General features: G+C 42.1%; 14 protein-coding genes and 1 pseudogene. 6 read left to right on the top strand and 9 right to left on the bottom strand.

Annotated features, from left to right (window positions below):
* The first annotated feature begins 44 nt into the window (after nucleotides 1–44).
* The 3 genes from R7E78_RS22265 (at nucleotide 45) to yegS (ending at nucleotide 2,459) form a co-directional block, all read left to right on the top strand.
* A complete protein-coding gene (locus R7E78_RS22265; protein WP_005376542.1) occupies nucleotides 45–470 on the top strand; it encodes a bifunctional diaminohydroxyphosphoribosylaminopyrimidine deaminase/5-amino-6-(5-phosphoribosylamino)uracil reductase RibD in 426 nt (141 codons plus the stop codon).
* 172 nt (nucleotides 471–642) lie between these two features.
* Complete coding sequence (locus tag R7E78_RS22260) at nucleotides 643–1,548, top strand: LysR family transcriptional regulator (RefSeq protein ID WP_005376541.1); 906 nt, start codon at nucleotides 643–645, stop codon at nucleotides 1,546–1,548.
* An 8-nt stretch (nucleotides 1,549–1,556) separates the two neighbouring features.
* Nucleotides 1,557–2,459, top strand: a complete 903-nt coding sequence (gene yegS, locus R7E78_RS22255; protein WP_005376540.1) for a lipid kinase YegS — start codon at nucleotides 1,557–1,559, stop codon at nucleotides 2,457–2,459.
* Nucleotides 2,460–2,540: 81 nt separating this feature from the next.
* Here yegS and R7E78_RS22250 read toward each other — a convergent pair whose 3' ends face one another.
* The 4 genes from R7E78_RS22250 to R7E78_RS22235 form a co-directional block, all read right to left on the bottom strand.
* Complete coding sequence (locus tag R7E78_RS22250) at nucleotides 2,541–2,864, bottom strand: NirD/YgiW/YdeI family stress tolerance protein (RefSeq protein WP_318058248.1); 324 nt, start codon at nucleotides 2,862–2,864, stop codon at nucleotides 2,541–2,543.
* Between the two features lie 15 nt (nucleotides 2,865–2,879).
* The gene (locus tag R7E78_RS22245; RefSeq protein WP_025767850.1) at nucleotides 2,880–3,527 is read right to left on the bottom strand and encodes an AcfA family outer membrane beta-barrel protein; all 648 of its coding nucleotides are present in this window, start codon (nucleotides 3,525–3,527) and stop codon (nucleotides 2,880–2,882) included.
* Between the two features lie 165 nt (nucleotides 3,528–3,692).
* Nucleotides 3,693–5,306 carry a VRR-NUC domain-containing protein gene (locus R7E78_RS22240; protein ID WP_115386607.1) on the bottom strand — a complete coding sequence of 538 codons (1,614 nt, stop codon included), beginning with the start codon at nucleotides 5,304–5,306 and terminating at the stop codon, nucleotides 3,693–3,695.
* Between the two features lie 67 nt (nucleotides 5,307–5,373).
* Nucleotides 5,374–6,606 carry an OFA family MFS transporter gene (locus tag R7E78_RS22235; protein WP_053349165.1) on the bottom strand — a complete coding sequence of 411 codons (1,233 nt, stop codon included), beginning with the start codon at nucleotides 6,604–6,606 and terminating at the stop codon, nucleotides 5,374–5,376.
* A 576-nt stretch (nucleotides 6,607–7,182) separates the two neighbouring features.
* Here R7E78_RS22235 and R7E78_RS22230 point away from each other — a divergent pair.
* Nucleotides 7,183–7,539 (top strand): NADH:ubiquinone oxidoreductase, encoded by a 357-nt coding sequence (locus R7E78_RS22230; protein WP_130546254.1) that lies wholly within the window; start codon nucleotides 7,183–7,185, stop codon nucleotides 7,537–7,539.
* 102 nt (nucleotides 7,540–7,641) lie between these two features.
* Here the strand turns inward: R7E78_RS22230 and dcuC are convergent, their stop codons facing one another.
* Complete coding sequence (dcuC, locus tag R7E78_RS22225) at nucleotides 7,642–9,009, bottom strand: anaerobic C4-dicarboxylate transporter DcuC (protein ID WP_005376528.1); 1,368 nt, start codon at nucleotides 9,007–9,009, stop codon at nucleotides 7,642–7,644.
* A gap of 360 nt (nucleotides 9,010–9,369) precedes the next feature.
* Nucleotides 9,370–10,494 (bottom strand): acyl-CoA desaturase, encoded by a 1,125-nt coding sequence (locus R7E78_RS22220; RefSeq protein WP_005376527.1) that lies wholly within the window; start codon nucleotides 10,492–10,494, stop codon nucleotides 9,370–9,372.
* A 271-nt stretch (nucleotides 10,495–10,765) separates the two neighbouring features.
* On the opposite strand from R7E78_RS22220, the gene R7E78_RS22215 reads away from it, so the two are divergent.
* Nucleotides 10,766–11,314 (top strand): GNAT family N-acetyltransferase, encoded by a 549-nt coding sequence (locus tag R7E78_RS22215; protein WP_005376525.1) that lies wholly within the window; start codon nucleotides 10,766–10,768, stop codon nucleotides 11,312–11,314.
* 89 nt (nucleotides 11,315–11,403) lie between these two features.
* On the opposite strand, the gene R7E78_RS22210 is transcribed toward R7E78_RS22215, so the two are convergent.
* Entirely contained in the window at nucleotides 11,404–12,021 is a 618-nt protein-coding gene (locus R7E78_RS22210) for an HAD family phosphatase (protein ID WP_318058247.1), read from the bottom strand.
* Between the two features lie 363 nt (nucleotides 12,022–12,384).
* On the opposite strand from R7E78_RS22210, the gene R7E78_RS22205 reads away from it, so the two are divergent.
* The gene (locus tag R7E78_RS22205; protein ID WP_137282685.1) at nucleotides 12,385–14,430 is read left to right on the top strand and encodes a response regulator; all 2,046 of its coding nucleotides are present in this window, start codon (nucleotides 12,385–12,387) and stop codon (nucleotides 14,428–14,430) included.
* Between the two features lie 197 nt (nucleotides 14,431–14,627).
* Here the strand turns inward: R7E78_RS22205 and cqsA are convergent.
* Nucleotides 14,628–15,410 (bottom strand): annotated as a pseudogene (cqsA, locus tag R7E78_RS22200) (alpha-hydroxyketone-type quorum-sensing autoinducer synthase); the annotation flags it as partial.
* Nucleotides 15,411–15,747: 337 nt separating this feature from the next.
* A complete protein-coding gene (gene ylqF / locus R7E78_RS22195) occupies nucleotides 15,748–16,692 on the bottom strand; it encodes a ribosome biogenesis GTPase YlqF (protein WP_054866316.1) in 945 nt (314 codons plus the stop codon).
* Between the last annotated feature and the right edge of the window lie 725 nt (nucleotides 16,693–17,417).

The raw sequence follows: 17,417 nt of genomic DNA, 5'->3' as shown, positions 1-17,417 counted from the left end.
GGCGCTAATATAGCGCCTCGTTTTTATTAGAGAATAGAGTTCAAATGAGCCAAGAGTTTATGCGCCGCGCATTGGAAGTGTCCAAAAATGCGCTTCCTGAATGTCAACCCAACCCGCCGGTTGGCTGCGTGTTAGTGAAAGACAATCAAATCGTTTCTGAAGGTCATACTCAAGCGATTGGTGGCAATCACGCGGAAGTGGAAGCGCTGAATGCGTATCAAGGCTCGTTAGAATCGGTGACGGCATACGTTACGCTGGAACCGTGTTCGTTTGTTGGTCGCACGCCAGCTTGCGCGGTGACATTAGTCAAATCCGGCATAAGCAAAGTCGTCGTAGCCATATTGGACCCCGACCCGCGCAACAGTGGTCGAGGTATCGAGATTCTAAAACAAGCAGGTATAGAGGTAGAAACTGGTTTATGCGGCGAGGAAGTCAGCGAGTTTCTTACCCCTTACCTAGGCAAAGCCTAAGTCAAGCTTTACGTTGCACTACGGTGCCAGTTTATGTAGTGAATGAAGTGCGTCAAAATTGAGTTAAAACTCATTAAAACAAGCGATACCGCCCATTTATTGCACTTGGCTGCGTGAACGATCATGCTGTTAGATTAAAATAGAGAAAGTGACTTTTGAAAAATTTAATAGCATGAAACCGACCGACCTTAATCTTATTCCCATTTTCACTGCCATCTATGAAGAGCGTAACTTGTCTCGGGCGGCGGCTCGTTTAAACATCACCCAGCCTGCGGTGAGTAAAGCGCTAGCAAGGCTACGTGATATCTACGATGATCCATTGTTTCATCGTTGCGTTAAAGGTGTCGAGCCTACCTCGTTTGCGATGGATATTTATCCTGCTCTTCTTGCTTCAGTACAAAATTTCACTTCGACATTATCGGCCTCTAGTGAGTTTGACCCTAAAGTGTCGAATAGAGTGTTTTCTATTGCCTGTGTGTCCGTTGCAAGTTTTGAGTTGCTACCTCAAGTCATGAAACAAATCCGTGTGTCGGCGCCAAATGTTGCATTAGAAGTACATCCGCTTTTTACGGAAGATTTTGAAAGTGATCTGCGGTTACAACGATACGATTTGATCATTGATATCACACCAAGAGCAAGAACGGTGTTAAAACTGGAAACTGTACTTACGGAGCGTTTGGTGGTGGTATGTAGCGAAGCGCATCCACGCCTGAATGACGAGATTACGGCTGAACAATTTTTTGAAGAAGAACATGTAGTGGTTTCGCAGTGGCAGAGTCGTAAGAGCTTGTTAAACGCCGATGACATTGTCGACTTGGATAAGAGAAAGATTAAGTATCGAGCCTCGGGCGTACTAGAAATGCTCCCAATTATTTGTGGTAGTGAATACATTGGTTTAATGCCAGAGTCGATGATCAACTTGTTCAATAACACCTATCATGTTAAATCTTTATCAATGCCATTTGATGAACAAATGTATGAGCTTTGCACAATCTGGCATCCTAGTCGCACAAACGACAGCGCCCATCAGTGGTTGCGTTCACAGATTAAGCAAGCAGGAAAAGTCATCAACCAATAGGAAGTGCAATGAAAAAGACAATACGTGCCATCCTTAACGGAAAAAAAGCTGGGAATCCAGAGTTAAGAGATGCAATCATGAAAATGAGAGAAAAAGGCATCGACGTACAGGTGCGTGTGACGTGGGAATCTCAAGACATGCCGCGGCTAGTTAAAGAAGCGGTTGATGAAGGCATTGAACGTATTGTTGTCGCTGGTGGCGATGGGACCGTCAATGAGGCGGCTTCTGCGATTATTCAAATTGACAAAGAAAAACGCCCTGAGTTAGCCATTATTCCCCTTGGTACCGCCAATGACTTTGCTACCGCTATTCAAGTACCTAATTCCATTAAGGCGTCTTTATCTCTTGCTGTTGAGGGGCAGTCCGCTTTGGTCGATTGCGTCAAAGCGAACGATCGCTGCTTTATTAACGTGGCAACAGCAGGGTTTGGTGCAGAAGTTACAGCAGAAACGCCTGTTGAACTCAAAAACTTTCTTGGCGGCGGAGCTTACACGTTAACTGGTGTTATAAAAGCACTTGGCTTTAAACCATATGACGGAACAATAAAGATTGAAGGTGGCGCGTATCAGGGAGAAATGTTGCTCGGTGCGTTTTGTAATGGGCGCCTTGCTGGAGGTGGGCAAGAGTTAGCTCCAAAAGCGATGATTAATGATGGGATGATGGATCTAACATTGGTGCGCCCATTTTTACCTCATGAGCTGCCTAAAGTAATCGACGAGATCAATAACCCGAGTGAGAAAGGAGAGTTTGTGAAGTACACTAAAGCAAGCTGGTTGGAGATAGATTTTCCGAATCCATTGCCTCTTAATTTAGATGGAGAACCTTATCATTCGAGAACCATTAGATTTGATGTTCAGCCTAAGAGTATACGATTAGTCGTACCGCAAGATTGCCCTTGCTTGACTAGCTAAACGAGCGTTTTCCATGATTATTGCGTAACACAGCCACTAAAATGTGGCTGTGTTATTTGTGTTGAGGTATTAGTCAACTTCTTAACGTTTTTGAATGGTCTCAACGTCTATTTGCGTAGTTGTCCAATCTGAATCAACCTCTCCTCGAATCATTACGGTATCTTTTGGTGTCACTTCTTGACCCATCCAATCTTCGTTGTCGATCTCACCAGTGTTGTCTTTGAACAAGTAAGTCTCGTTACCAAATGATTGAACAATATGCCCGGTTAGCACTACAGCGCTGTCGTCGGTTGCGTTGCGCGCCTCTTTCACCGTATTGATTGCACTGACTTCTGGACCATTAAACGCGGCGAAAACCGAGCTTGAAAGTAGGGCAAGCATGGATGTTAACAATACTCTTTTCATTATCCTCTCCTGATATTAGAAGTAATAAGTTGTGCCTACATTAAAGGATGCAGTGTTTGCGTAGCTGTCTAGTTGGTATTTTGCGTTTGCGCCAATGGTGAGCTTTGGCAACACTTGGTATTCCGCGCCCACAGAGAACATTGCGCCTAACTCGTTGTTTTTCTCTGAGCTATGGAAAAGCGTGTTGCTTATTTCCACATCGTCATTCACGACAAGCTCATATTCTTGATGTTGAGCAACCTTGGCGTCGTATTGTGTGTAAGTTAAACCCGCTTTGAATTTTGTTGTCCATTTGTCACTTAATGCATAGCTAAACACTGGTGCTAGCGAGACTTGTTTGGCTGTGATAGAGGAATCCCAATCCATTTCATGATTGTAATCTTTGCCATCAATTGTCTTGATACCAAGGTCCTTAGAACGGCCGTCATCAAGGTCAAACTGGCTGTAACCTAGCTCAATTGCCCAATTGTCATTAAACGAGTAACCGATAAATCCTGAGAAAATACCATCCTCAAGTTCTGGGTTAAGTGTTACATTTTCAGCTGAAAAGTGAGGTTCCAAGTCATGGTCAGTGGTGCCTAGTCCATATTCCAGACCTACATAAGGAGCCGCAGATACCGAAACTGAGCAGGTAACAAGTAACGCAAGAAGTGTTTTGTTCATTTTATTTTGCCTCTTCAAATCAACTTAGTGAGTAGAAGCGCATTTTGTGTGAAGAAGCGTGAAGCGATCGTGAAGAAACGAAAAAATGTTTAGAAAAAAGAGCAAGGGGCGATAACCGAGGGGCGGTTTGAGTGAACAAACACCAAGCTCTTTATATAGAGTAAGTTAAGTTGCTGCGACGTAACACACCGCAAACGGGACATTAAGGCGAGTAAACTCTTTGATCCAACGCCATTGGTTATCCTGGAGTTTATCGCCTGGCCCTTTTACTTCAATCCATTCGAACTCGTTTCCTTTAAAAGCAATCAGATCAGGCATCCCATTGCGGTAAAGCTTTAGGTCACTCAATTGTATTTTAAATAGCGCCATCAACATGTTAGTTGGGATTGTATCGAGTGCCATTTCGAGTAGCTCTTTACTTATTAAGCTCCAATGCACAAATGGATTGCTGATACCAAACTTCTCATCGTATCTAGTTAACAACGTATAAGTATTGCCCGTTTCCAACATATCAAACGTCGCATCTATCAAAGCTTGGCGTTTGGTAACAAAATCAGAATGGTACAAATCCAGAGGACGATGTTGATAGGCATTGATGAATGCGCCTTCGATGGGAGCGAAAATCGCATCCCAAAAAGTGAGACCAAGTAATGCATTAAGCAGTGCATTTTCGGCGTAAAATACAGTCCAGCCTAAGGACTCAAAATACGCTTTGCTGGCGAGTTCGACTCTCTGTTGAGATAAATCCAGTTCAAGGCGGTATTCCGTACAGGTTGGCTTCGTCACTCTTGGCACTTTCTCGCCTTGTTTTCGTTTTAACCGTTGCTCAAGTTTTTGTGCAACTTCGAGCTCAGACACATCGATCGGTGAGTTAAGCATATCTGTGACAATGTCACCAAATAAATCATCATGGTTTAATTTGTCATAGATACGTGCGCGTCGTTCTCGGCTCGGTGTGAGTTGAGTTTGGCCAAATAGAGACAGGGCGGTCTCTAGATCATTAAGCCGTTCGTAATCACGTGCTATGTCATTCAACATGTGCTCGCGTTTACGATCTACGTAACGGTGTTTAACGGGCTGAGGCATTGCCTCAATTAATAAGTCGAGATTGGCTTTGTCTTTTCGGTCAAATTGCCAGTACAGGTTGGCCAACTGGCTCAGTTCAATTAAACGGTCTATTTGCTCACGTGAATCAAAGAAACGGCGCACTTTACTCAATTGATATTGCTCGAACTGATGCAAACCTAAGTCATCAAGCACAAACTGACTTAAGTCTTGATGGGTGTTGGCAAAAAACAGAGTGAGCAACACGTCGATCATATGAGCTGAATTGAGTTTGACGATCGTAAACTCAAGCTTCTCTATACGATCAAATTCCGCATTACTCAAACGTTCGACAAGGGCGTCTTTCTTGAGTGATTTCGGCAGTTCGGGATAAAGCGCAGAGATTTCTGGTTTGGTCAGTAAATTGGCCGCTAACTCTTGATGAGAAAGGGGTGGGGAAAGGGCTACAAACTCATGTTGACTCAATTCCGCCAGCGCTTCATTGATAGAAGGTATTTCTTGATAACTCAGTTTATCACTTCGAAACCAACATCCCTTTCGGCTGTATAAACGTACCAAAAGGCACTGGGCGTGTTTGCTCAAAGAATCAAACGAGCAAAGCCATGCGTGTTCTTCCTTGGTCAGTAAATCGCTGTACCAAGTTACTGCGTGATGAGTCAGCTTAAAGAAGTTCTCTAGATAGTAGTCTGGTGCAAGTTCGATAGGGCTTTCCATAAACGACCGATAACAAAAAAGGCTTAACCCATAGGTTAAGCCTTTTTGCTATCAAATCAATTCGCAATTATGCGTTTTTTAGCTGTGCTACTTTCGCATCAGACAATGGCTTAGTGATGAACGCAAGTACGATACATACTGCCATCATTGCCGAAGAAATTGTGTAAGCCAAGGTGTAGCCGTCGCCATTTGTCATCGAGAAACCAACAACCGCTGCGCCGATTGCACCACCGATACCCCATGCTGTGTAAAGCACACCGTAGTTAGTGCCGTAGTTTTTCAGACCGTAGAACTCAGCCGTTAGAGTAGGGAATACCGCTAGAAGTGTGCCGTAACCTACCGCTGCGATTGCTGTACCGATGATCAGTGTAAACTCAGAGTCGAACGTCGCGAACAGCACCATGTTTACGCCTTGTAGAACGAACGCGAGTAGAAGCGTACGAACACCGCCGATTTTATCTGCAAGCATACCCGCGGCAACACGACCGCCAGAGTTAAATACAGCAAGAATAGACGCTAGGTAAACCGCGTTTGGCAAGTTTGCTTGAACGCTTGCGATTGTCGTGATGTTACCAATGATCATTAGACCAACAGAAGCTGCAAACGCGTACATGATCCATAGAGAGTAGAACTGTGGCGTTTTCAACATTGCTTTCCAAGTTAAGTCATCTGACTTTTTCACCGCTTTAGGTGCTTGGCCTTCTTTTACTTTAGGCTCCGCAGGTGTGTAGTCTGCTGGTGGGTTGTTGATGGTTGCTGCAAGAGGAACTGCAATCGCTAGGATACCAACACCAAGAACCATAAAGCTAGTTTGAATGCCCATGCTGTCTATTAGCGCAGAAGTTACTGGCGCAAGGTAAATAGCCGCTAGACCGAAACCTGCCGCAATAATGCCGTTAACCATACCTTTCTTCGAAGCGTGGAACCACTTCATCGCAGAAGGTGATAGGCATGCGTAACCAAAACCGATACCTGCACCTGTGATCACACCGAATGTAATGTTCAGCATTAGTGGAGAGTTCACAAAGCCAGAAGCGATCATGCCCAGACCTGTAAGAACAGTACCTAGGATAAGGATCATTCGAGGGCCCATGCGGTCTTGAAGAATACCTGCAATAAGAAGACAGATAGAGAAAGTGATGGTTGCAGTTGCGTAAGGTGCAGAAGCTTCTGCAGCACTCCAGCCTGATTCAGTTACCAGTGCCTTGTTGAATACACTCCAAGCATACAGGATGCCAAGACAAAGGTTGATACAGAACCCTGCTAACAGGATGCGCATAGCTTTATCAATCTTGCTCATTTTTATTCTCAGTTTTTCCTCTTATTGGCAATGCCGCAAAGAAGGTTAGTTTAAAGATGTTTTTTCTCAAAATTAGTTTGCGTTTTTCAACGTTTAACGCAATGAGCGCGGATTATAACCAATAAATATGTGATTGGAATCTCTTTTTACGGTTACTGATAAAATAATTTGCAACATTAAAAGTGGATGTGAATTCATGGTTTTGTATGTAGTAAGAACGTTGTAAAAAAGTGACATCTTTTGTTCACTAATAACGAATGATGAGTCAAGACAGAGAGGTTTTACGCTGTTGAGTACACAGTTCACATTTCAAATAAAAAATTTCAAAATGTTTCCATGTTAACCATCTGTAACAAAAATGGCGAATTTATCATCTGAGTGTCGTAAGTGTCAGATGCAAAGGGTTTCTTAATTTTTAATTGTTAACCTTTTGTAATAATTGAAGCTGATTAGCTTTTATGTTCATTAAGTGAGCAAAAAAGTAACTTGTAATTGCTGATTTTAGGCGCAAAATATAGTGAAAAATGAGTTTTCATTTATGAAGGGATGCTTTTTAGATTTGTTGTGAGGTGACTTATGAAACTGTTCCTATTACTCATGGCTTCGGTATCCGCTGGTATCGCATCAGCAGACCACATCCATTCATTTATGTTGGGCTTATCTATTGCTTCTTTAGCGGTAGGTAGTTGTTATTTCTTCGCATTTCGCAGCTCGCGCTTTCCACAGCTTGCTTTATTCTTACTCATTTGCGGTATGCTTTCTAAGTTGACGATAACCGTACTCGGTGTTTTGTGGGGAATGTCCGCGGAATTAATCACGTCTCCAATCGTATTCGCACTGTCATATTTATTCTTTTCGCTTGCCGTTACCTACTTATGGTTTAGCTACAGAGAGAGCATCACTAAGATTCCTGACCGATTTAAGTCAGCGTAAATCATCACATTAGAATAAAAAAACGCCAGCACATTTGCTGGCGTTTTTAATTAAATGTAATTTTGTTCGGATATTGCTTTTGGTTTGATCGTGGCAATACCGTTAGGCACTCATTGGAACAAGCACCATAGTACCAATAATCACCGTGATAAGGCCTGCTAGAACTGGAACGGATGTGCGTTTTACAACCTCAAACGGGCTGATGTTTGCCATACCTGATGTCGCAACGATTACGCCAGATACCGGTGAGATAGTACGGCCTAGGTTTGATGCTTGAAGCATCGGGATAATTAGGAACGCAGGGTTTAATCCCATTTTAGCAGCTAAAGATGGTGCTAACTCCACGAACGCATAGAAAGGCGCGTTACCCGAACCCGTTGCAATTGCTGCTGCAACTGTCAATGCAGTTAGAATAAGCATTAAAGCAACGCCGCCTGCACCAGCATTATCTGCGAGATGAAGTAGGTTATCGATAGCGCCGATAGACATCAGACCTTGTGCAAAAACCCCTGCGGCAACCAAAAGCATCACAACGCCTTTAAACGCGTCAGCCATGCCTGCGTAACAAGAATCTAAATCTTCTAGTGACTTCTTACCATCGAACTTATTTACAACATAATGGATCAGAGCTCCAAGGAAAATCGAACCAACCACAATAGTGTAGATGTCTAGACTAAGTCCTGGAATGGTACGACCGTTGAATAGGAAAACGCCGATGATAGGTAGAAATGGAAGAGCTGCATAAAACGCTGGTGCGTCAGCTTTGATCTCTGATACATCAATTTTTTCCATTGGTGTATTTTCTTTCTTATCTAAGTATTTGTTCCAGAAGAACGCTGCCGCTGCCATGACGATGATTGCGCAAATAGAAACAGGCAACACAGTTTGTACCGCAAACACATCAAGCTCTAAACCAGACTTTTCTGCTGCGATAACAACATCACCAGAAGTAGGAGAAAGAATGATTGCCGCTGGAGAGGCACACACTGCAACGGCTGCTGGACGAGAAATGCCCATCGCGACCATCATAGGGAATAGTGTCGCCATTAATAGTACGCCAAGGCCTGTTGCAGAACTTACCGCAAGAGACATTAAACACGCCACAATGTAAGCCGCTACCAAAAGGACGTAAGGAGACTTGATGACAGAAAGCGGTTTAGAGAACTGTTTCACTACCACGTTGTTCGCGCCGATATGAGTCATGTATGACGCAAAACCACAAAGCAGCATGATTTGCATACCAAGACCGCCACCGCGGTATTGAAGCATGTATTTCACGTATTCCAGCGCATCTGTCACCATGTTACCAGTTGAGGTGATTTTTGACGGCAGCACGTCGTGCCCCAAAACGCCAGTCATAAGAAGCAAAGCAATACCAGCGGTCAGTAACACGCCCGCAGCTTTATAGCCTTTGACAATAAAGTAACCCACCGCAATGGTAACCACTAAGCCAATTAAGAGCTCTAACATAGGGATCTCCGAATGTTATGTAAAAAAAGAAAGAAACTGTTTCAGTTTATGACAAGGAATTTACAGAATTCTTAGCTGTGGCACGAGACAAATATGGGGCTTGCATGATCTGAGACAAATAATAATTTAATAAATAATTTCGTTAGATTGTATTGTTGGAATTTGGTTTTCTAAGTGTTATGTGCTGGTTTGAAGCTATTTATAGGAAGGAAAATATGACTAGGAAAGTGAATGAATAATGAGTGAATTGATTCACAATAGGAAAAAGACTTTACTCAATAAGCAATTGTTGGAAAACACTCTTCACCACAAAAAAGCTTCGCCGAAGCGAAGCTAAGTAATCGTAAGAATGAGGATAAACTATGCGTATCGACGAACCATAAGGTTCCAACTACGTTGCTGCCGTTCGAACTCTGCTTTAATTTGCTGGTACTTCATTTTCGTTACAGAACATTCGTATTTTTTTACCACACTGGCAGTTTTGGCACCGAGTACTTCTTTGCGCATCTCGTAGTATTCCTGCATGTGATGAACTAGAGTATCAAACTCGTGCTGTAGTTGATCGAGGATTGTTTGCGTGTTCGGTTTCGATTCTAGCTTTTCTCTTGCTTTCTTCAAAAGTTGACTCGCACGGGCTTTTTCAATTCTAAATGTAGGCGTTGTGCGCAACTTAGATGTGAGTCCTAGCCAAGAACATGACTTTATCAACCACTTCGTTGGGTCGTAATGCCACCAATACACGCCATTGCGATAGTCATTCTCGAAAATATGATGGAAATTATGGTAACCCTCTCCAAATGTGAAAAAGGCGAGTACACCATTATCGCGAGCAGTGTTTTTGTCTGTGAAAGTTTGCTTACCCCAAATATGTGCGAGGGAGTTAATGAAAAAAGTTGTATGGTGACTCATAAATAGTCGAGCCGCACCAACGACCAATAACATCCCCCAGATATCACCGTAGATCAGTCCTAGTATGACTGGGAAACCAATATTAGTCAGTAGGGCAAGTGGAACATAATACTTATGCTGCCACATGACGATTTTATCGCGCTTTAGGTCACGGCAGTTTGTATATTCGTTTTCCTTTGATTTATTGTAATCACGTAACATCCACCCAATGTGAGAATACCAAAAACCCCGCTTGGCTGAGTACGGATCTTTATCGTTATTGTCGACATGTTTGTGATGCACACGATGATCAGAAGACCAATGTAATGCACTATTTTGCAAAGAAAATGCTCCTCCAATCGCAAAAATGGCGCGCAAAATAGGATGAGCTTCGTATGTTTTGTGGCTCCAGAGACGATGATAGCCTGCTGTAATAGAAAGGTTAGTAAAACTAAATGCAATCACTCCCCAAATTAGATGTTCCCAACCCAGTCCAAAATGATATGCATACCAAGGCATTACAATAAAAGTCAGAACAAAACTGGCAGAAAATATTAATGTATTCAACCAGATAACAGGTGGTTTGTTTTGAGTCACAGGTGTATCCCTAACTTTGAGCTAACAACTGTTCGCCAGAATGTCAGCGTACACATGTAAGTCAAATTAAAGTTAGACAAATGTGACTATTCCTTTGGGTGTAGATTAAGGAACTTGATGGGATATTTTGCTTTTAATTGAATAATGAGTAGTATTAAAAAATGAGCTCTGGCTTAAGGTGTATAAAATCTGCCAAGAAACAAGTGTTATAAAGGTGGAATATACCGAGACTCTATAAAGAAGCAAAAATGTAAGAAAATAGGAATACGTAATGGATTTACGATTAGCGGAATATAAGGACTACGAGCGCATTGCGCATCTTCATGCGGATAGCTGGAAGCGTCATTACCGTGGCATTCTTAGTGATAACTATCTTGAGAAAGAAGCGATTGACGACAAACTACTGATTTGGCAAACCCGTTTGACCAACCCACCATTCAATCAGCACATTGTCTTGGCGGAGGAGGGAGGTTTGCTACTTGGCTTTGTTTGTGTGTTTGGCAACCATGATTTCGAGCGTGGAACCTTTATTGACGCATTGCATGTTGATGACAGTTACCGTGGTCGTGGGATTGGTAAGCAGCTATTACTTGCTGTCGCAGAATGGCAACAGCAGTACTTTAAAGACACTGGTCTTTATTTAGAAGTTGTATCGCAAAACATTTCTGCGATTGAATTCTATCGCCACATTGGTGGACAAGAGGATCAAGAGCGAACTTGGCGCGCACCTGATGGCAAAGAGGTGTTAGAAAAAGTATTCCGTTGGAAGAACGCCCAGTCATTAGTTAGTGGGATTGAGGAAAACGTGATTTACTCCTAACCTAGCGTTCTAAAACATTAGATAAGAGCAGTCTCAACACTGCTCTTTTTTGTTTATACACCCTAAGGTTATGTTTTATTACAAGCTTTCTAGAAGTTAACCCCCATGGCTTTTAGTTCGAGCTCACATTGCCGAGCATTTTCAAACTGAATAGCAGCCATGCCAACTGCTCGGGCACCTTCAACATTGTAAGGCATGTCATCAAGAAATACTGTCTCTTCGGGGTTAAGCTGATACTTTGAAAGTAGAGTTTGGTAGATCTCCGCTTGTGGTTTTAGTAATTGAACTTCAGAAGAGATGATTGCTCCATCAAACAGTGGCCAAAACTCATAGGTAGTACGAAGATGTTCCACAATTTCGTTGATGTTGTCTGTGAGCGCATATACGCCATATCCGGCACTTTTTACTCGTTTTAACAGCTCTATACTGCCGTAAAGTAGTATTTGAGTGTGTTTTACATAATAAAAGAAGCGGTCCATTTCTTCCGTCGTTACTTGGTGTTCACGTTGATAACGCTGTTTTGCTTCCCTTTCGGAGATCGTCCCTTTATTTAAATCTTTCCAGATTTGTGATGAAAATAGCATCTGAGCCATTTTCTCTGACTCTACGGAACCACCAAATGTTAAGCGAACGATTTCTACTGGAGACCAGCGTACCAATACATTACCTACATCAAAAATGACATTTTTTATCTGGAAAGAATTCATGACACACCCCAAGCCAATTGTTTGTCACCGCGCTATATGCGGTGAGTACTGTTTTTGAATCGTTGGAAAGTCGTGCCAAAGGCGCGACTTAAGTTTCTTGCACAAAATGAGATTAACATCCAATTGGATACAGAGCGATTATCGCAAAATTGCACTAAACTATATGCAACTTTGTTTATTTGGTTGTAAATCAAGTGTAGCTGTCTTAAAAGATTGAAACTAAAGATAAGTATTGCGAACTGTTTACGTCATTTCGCGCTGCTTATAAATGATGATTAATATATAATTAGTTAATAATAAAACGATAAAAGTGAATCAAAATCACACTATTGTGCGTCAGGCGGAGTAAGCAAAACAGATTATATGGACTCGATACGTAAGGTTTATCAATATGCAGAACCAAACCTAACTCTCGTTGGCTGGATGGGGTTTCTTGGCTTTCCGCTGTACTACTTTGTCTGGGAGTTTGCCTTTCCACAGGCTTATGAAAATTTACCCCTTAGATTGTTTTGTTCGTTATTGTTTTTCGGAATCATTTTTAGAAACCGCTTATCATCGACTTGGAGAGATTATGTTCCTATTTATTACCAAGTGACGATAACGCTGTGTTTACCGTTTTTCTTTTTTTATATGTTACTGATGAATGACTGGTCCAATGTATGGGTTATGTCGTTTATGTCTGCAATTTTCTTACACATTTTACTGGTTCATGTTACTAGGGTCATGTTTGCTCAAACCTTTGCTGGGATAGGTTTAGCAACATTCTTCGCTTGGGTTGCAAAAGGGTTCCATCTGGACCTGACCATGGATTGGACTCATGTGCCAATCTTTCTGTTTATTTATGTCTTCGGTAATTTGTTCTATTTTCGTAACCAAGTTGAACATGAAGCAAAAGTCTCGCTGGCAAAATCATTCGGGGCAGGGATTGCACATGAAATGCGTAACCCGTTGAGTGGGCTTTGCACTTCAATAGATGTTATCCAGTCGATCTTGCCCAACATGAAAGAGGCAGGAAAAGAGCAGTACGTCATGAGTGTAGAAGATGTCACCTTATTACGTGAAGTGAGTCAGGATGCAATGAACATTATCCAATCGGGTAATGAAACCATCGATTTATTGCTGACTTCGATTGATGAAAATCGAGTTTCTCGTTCTAGCTTCAAAAAATATTCAGCTCACTCGGTCGTTGAACAGGCAATTGAAAGCTTCAGTTATAAACGTGCCACTGATCGATTTGCCATATCGTTGGATGCGAGAAGTGAGTTTGAGTTTCTAGGTAGTGATACGCTGCTTAAATACGTTATGTATAATCTTTTCAAGAATGCCTTCCATCACCGTAAATCTGAAGATTTTCACATACATGTATCCATGATAAGTTCAGAACGCTTTAATCAAATTGTTGTAACCGATAATGGTGCTGGTATTGCTCCTGATGTTCTACGCAATATCTTTCAAGACTTTTACACCACCGGCAAATCAGGAAGTTATGGTTTGGGTCTACCGTTTTGTAAAAAAGTCATGCGTTCATTTGGGGGGAACATTGAGTGTCAATCTCAGTTAGGGGAGTGGTCTCAATTTACGTTAACTTTCCCACTAACGACATCTGATACCGTTACTGAAATCAAAAACGATCTGACTAAACTCAAAACCATTCTAACGGTGACTAGCCAAGATATCTTGGTGTCTAAAGTAACAGATATTAGCCGTTTTATGGGCTTTGACTCGACGATTTTAGATGCCAACCAAGTACTCAAAAAGAAAGAGTACGAGTTCGAATTCGATCTGATTTTTATCGATCTCGAGAGCTTAGATCCAAGAGCAAACCAATTGGATAGATTAGAATCTCTCTTGTCTTTCACTGAAGCACGCATAGTTTATCTTTTTGAGCATCATCCGACTCAGAGAGCACGTAAGGCTGCATATGAACCTATTTGGATCGAAACGCAAGCCTGGTTATTGAATACTAAACCAACTATTGAGCGTCTCTTATATGATTCAAGCTATGTATCGACACCAACGGCCTCGGTGACGTTAGATAATTCAAATAAGCGCACAATTATGGTCGTGGATGATAATGAATCTTTGCGTAAATTCACGGCAATGTTACTTGAAAAGCAAGGCTTTGAAGTGATTCAGAAAGAAGACGGGCAGCAGGCTCTGGATACACTAGAGCAAGAAGATGTTGATCTCATTCTGATGGATATCGAAATGCCAATTATGGATGGTGTAGAAGCGTCTAGGCGAATTCGAAGCTCGGATAAAAACTATGCGTCGGTACCTATTATTGCGCATACAGGGGATAGTTCACCTGTCACGTTGGACAAAATTGGGTCTTCGGGTATGTCTGACTTCATCGTAAAACCGGCGGATAAAAATCGTTTGTTCGATAAAATCGCAAACTGGATCTAATCATTCGCGACTTGTTTTCTTGAGGCGAGTTGCTCACAACGAATAACACGAATAAAGAGCTCAGCAAAACTGTTGAGCTCTTTAGTTTTATCTACACACTAACTTACACAAACTCTAAGTCAGGGTGTGCAAATGCTTGTTGGCAGACAGTGAGTACATGATCAACTTCAGCAGCTGTCATGTCTGCATTGACTGAAAAACGGAAGCGTCTTCGCCAGTTTTTCTGGGCCTAAAATCGCGCCAGCACGATAAGCAAATGTCTTGGCAAGACTAACGGTAATAAAATCTACCTTATGAGTTAAGCCAAGACCCTGCAGTATCCCCGCACCTTGTGGACCGTGTGTACCTAAAGAGTGTGATTCATCTACAACCAGGCCGCAGTCAAACTCCTGTGCTATTTCGTAGATATCACGTAGAGGAGCGATGGTCCCGATAGTGCTGTAAACCGAATCCACAACAATGATCCCTGAACCGTGACGTGAAATCTGTTTTCTTAGGTGACTGGTGTTGTTATGCATGAACGGATGAATTTGTGCTCCGGCAATACGTGCGCCTTCCCACAAAGACATATGTGCAAAGAAATCAATGTACACAGGTATGTTCGGTGCACAAATAGTCTGCAATAAACCGACATTCGCAGCCCAACCAGATTGAGAAAGTAGACAACTAGGCATACCAACGAAACTGGCTAGTTGCGTTTCAAATACAGATTTCGATTCATCGTCTTGTAAGAAAATCGCGGACATCACGACGTTGTCATCGTGCTGGGAAATCGCATCACGATGCGCGTTTTGAATCTCCTTATTATGAGACAGTGCAAGGTAATCATTGCTTTGCAGGACAACGGCATTACACGGTGGGCGTTTACCAAGAACAAGGTGTTTTTTGTTCTCATTCGGTTCGATTAGATCTTGAATATAAAAATCTAGGCGTTCCTCGATAAAGGAGGGAAGTGGTTTGCTTTGTATAGTTTCACTCATAATAAATCTCTTCTTCATATGGAAAAACGCCAGCGCTGACACTTATTCATATTGCGGATTTTGGGGAGAGTGTCACTAACCAGGTTGCATAAGTTTGCAGACCCTTGCAAACTCGACATTTGAGGGTTGGATGGTGGCTGTAACTCTATAGGGGCCCGGGGTCTAAACTAGTTTGTGCTTAAAGTTTATACGGCGATTTTGCGGTGTTTTTTCGTGCTTCATATCTGGGATTTTGGATGAGGAATATAAAGTTTGAAAAGTGAAAAAAATGGGCGCATTAGATAACAAAAAAGGCGCGAAAATCGCGCCTTGAAACATGAGTAGATAAGAGACAAGCTTATCGCTTATTACGTAAATAGCGCTTACGACGCTCTTCTTTACGCTTCGCTTTTTCTTCTTCTTTACGGGCGGTCTCAATCTCGACTTCAATCAGCTCTTGAGTGATCATTTCTGGGCGTTCTAATGTAATTTGGCCCAAAGTGCCTTGACGAAGTTCGTGCAATAAGATCTCTGATACTTTGTGCAAGTCAACACGTCCACCTGCACGTAGTGCACCGCGGCGACGACCAATTTCTTCCATGATCTCGATATCTGATTCTGGAAGCTCTTCAATTTGATAACGCTCTTTAAGCTTGTCTGCATAATGAGCTGCTAGGTATTCAATGGTATAGAATGCGACTTCGTCATATTCCATCGCTGTATCTTTTACCGCGCCGGTAGCCGCAAGGCGGAAGCCACTGTGTGGATTTTCCACTTTTGGCCATAAAATTCCTGGAGTATCAGATAATACGATGCCATTTTGCAGGTTGATACGTTGTTGACGACGTGTAACCGCGGGTTGGTTACCTGTTACAGCGATTGTTCGACCTGCGAGGGTGTTAATGATCGTCGACTTTCCAACGTTTGGGATGCCCATGATCATGGTGCGAATGTTTTTACCAATTTCTTCTCGGTGTGGGGCAAGTTTGCGGCAAAGCTCCATGATTCGATGCACTTCTTGTGGTTCAGAAGTCGTGATCGCCATTGCTTTTACATGTTGCTCTTGCTCCAAGTGCTCAATCCACAGTTGAGTTAATTCTGGATCGGCCAAATCACGTTTGTTCAAAACTTTAACGACAGGTTTGTCACCACGGATTTGAGAAATCAAAGGGTTTTCACTACTGAAAGGAATACGAGCATCCAGTACTTCGATGATCACATCCACTTGAGGGATTGCTTCTTCGATCTCTTTACGTGCTTTGTGCATGTGGCCAGGAAACCATTGAATATTATTGTTAACCATTTGAAAAATATGCCTTTTGTTTTTATGGTTAAGCCGGTGGGGTATCAAGTGGGGTACCAAAAGAAAAAATCAGATAGTGGGGTACTAGAAGTACTTTAAGTGTCACCTGAAGCCACGACAGCAATGTTGTGATCATTTTAACACTTTAACGGTTAGGACGAAAATCTTCGTCACTTTAAAAATTTAACAAGTCGATTAGTGAGATTTATTTTTCTGGCTTAATCTGTCTATCTCGGTACGCTAACGTAAGTTCAGCTCTTAAGTGATTATTTATACCAATGCTTCTCTTAAGTCTGGGGTTGAGGGGCTGTTCTTAGCTTATGTAACGTTATAGAGTTGTCAGCGTTCAAAGAGGGTCTACTAATAGCTACCGCTTAAGTCAATGTTTTCACGGCTGGAAGTGATGATCTGCCTTTTGCATATCAACGGCAATTCAGACGTAATTTCTAAAACAGTTTATAACGGTGTAGCGATTTGAGTGACACCTAATCTTTTTAGAACTCCACTTCAGTATCAATCCGAAATCAACAAATGTAGTGCTCATAAAATGAACTATGGAATTTGTATTTTATCGGAAGTTTTCAAAAAATTCGACTTAGACGTTAATCTAGATACAGTTTGATTAAGACGTTAGCTAAGTGTGTACCGTGGCTTTGTTGCGTAATTCAGACGAGAAACCAAACCTCCTAAAGTTGACCGACTTTTATACAATATACTGAGTTTCA

It is taken from the genome of Vibrio sp. YT-19(2023) (assembly GCF_033337395.1).
Note: the sequence above shows the minus strand (reverse complement) of the source record. Positions and strands in the feature narration are given on the sequence as shown.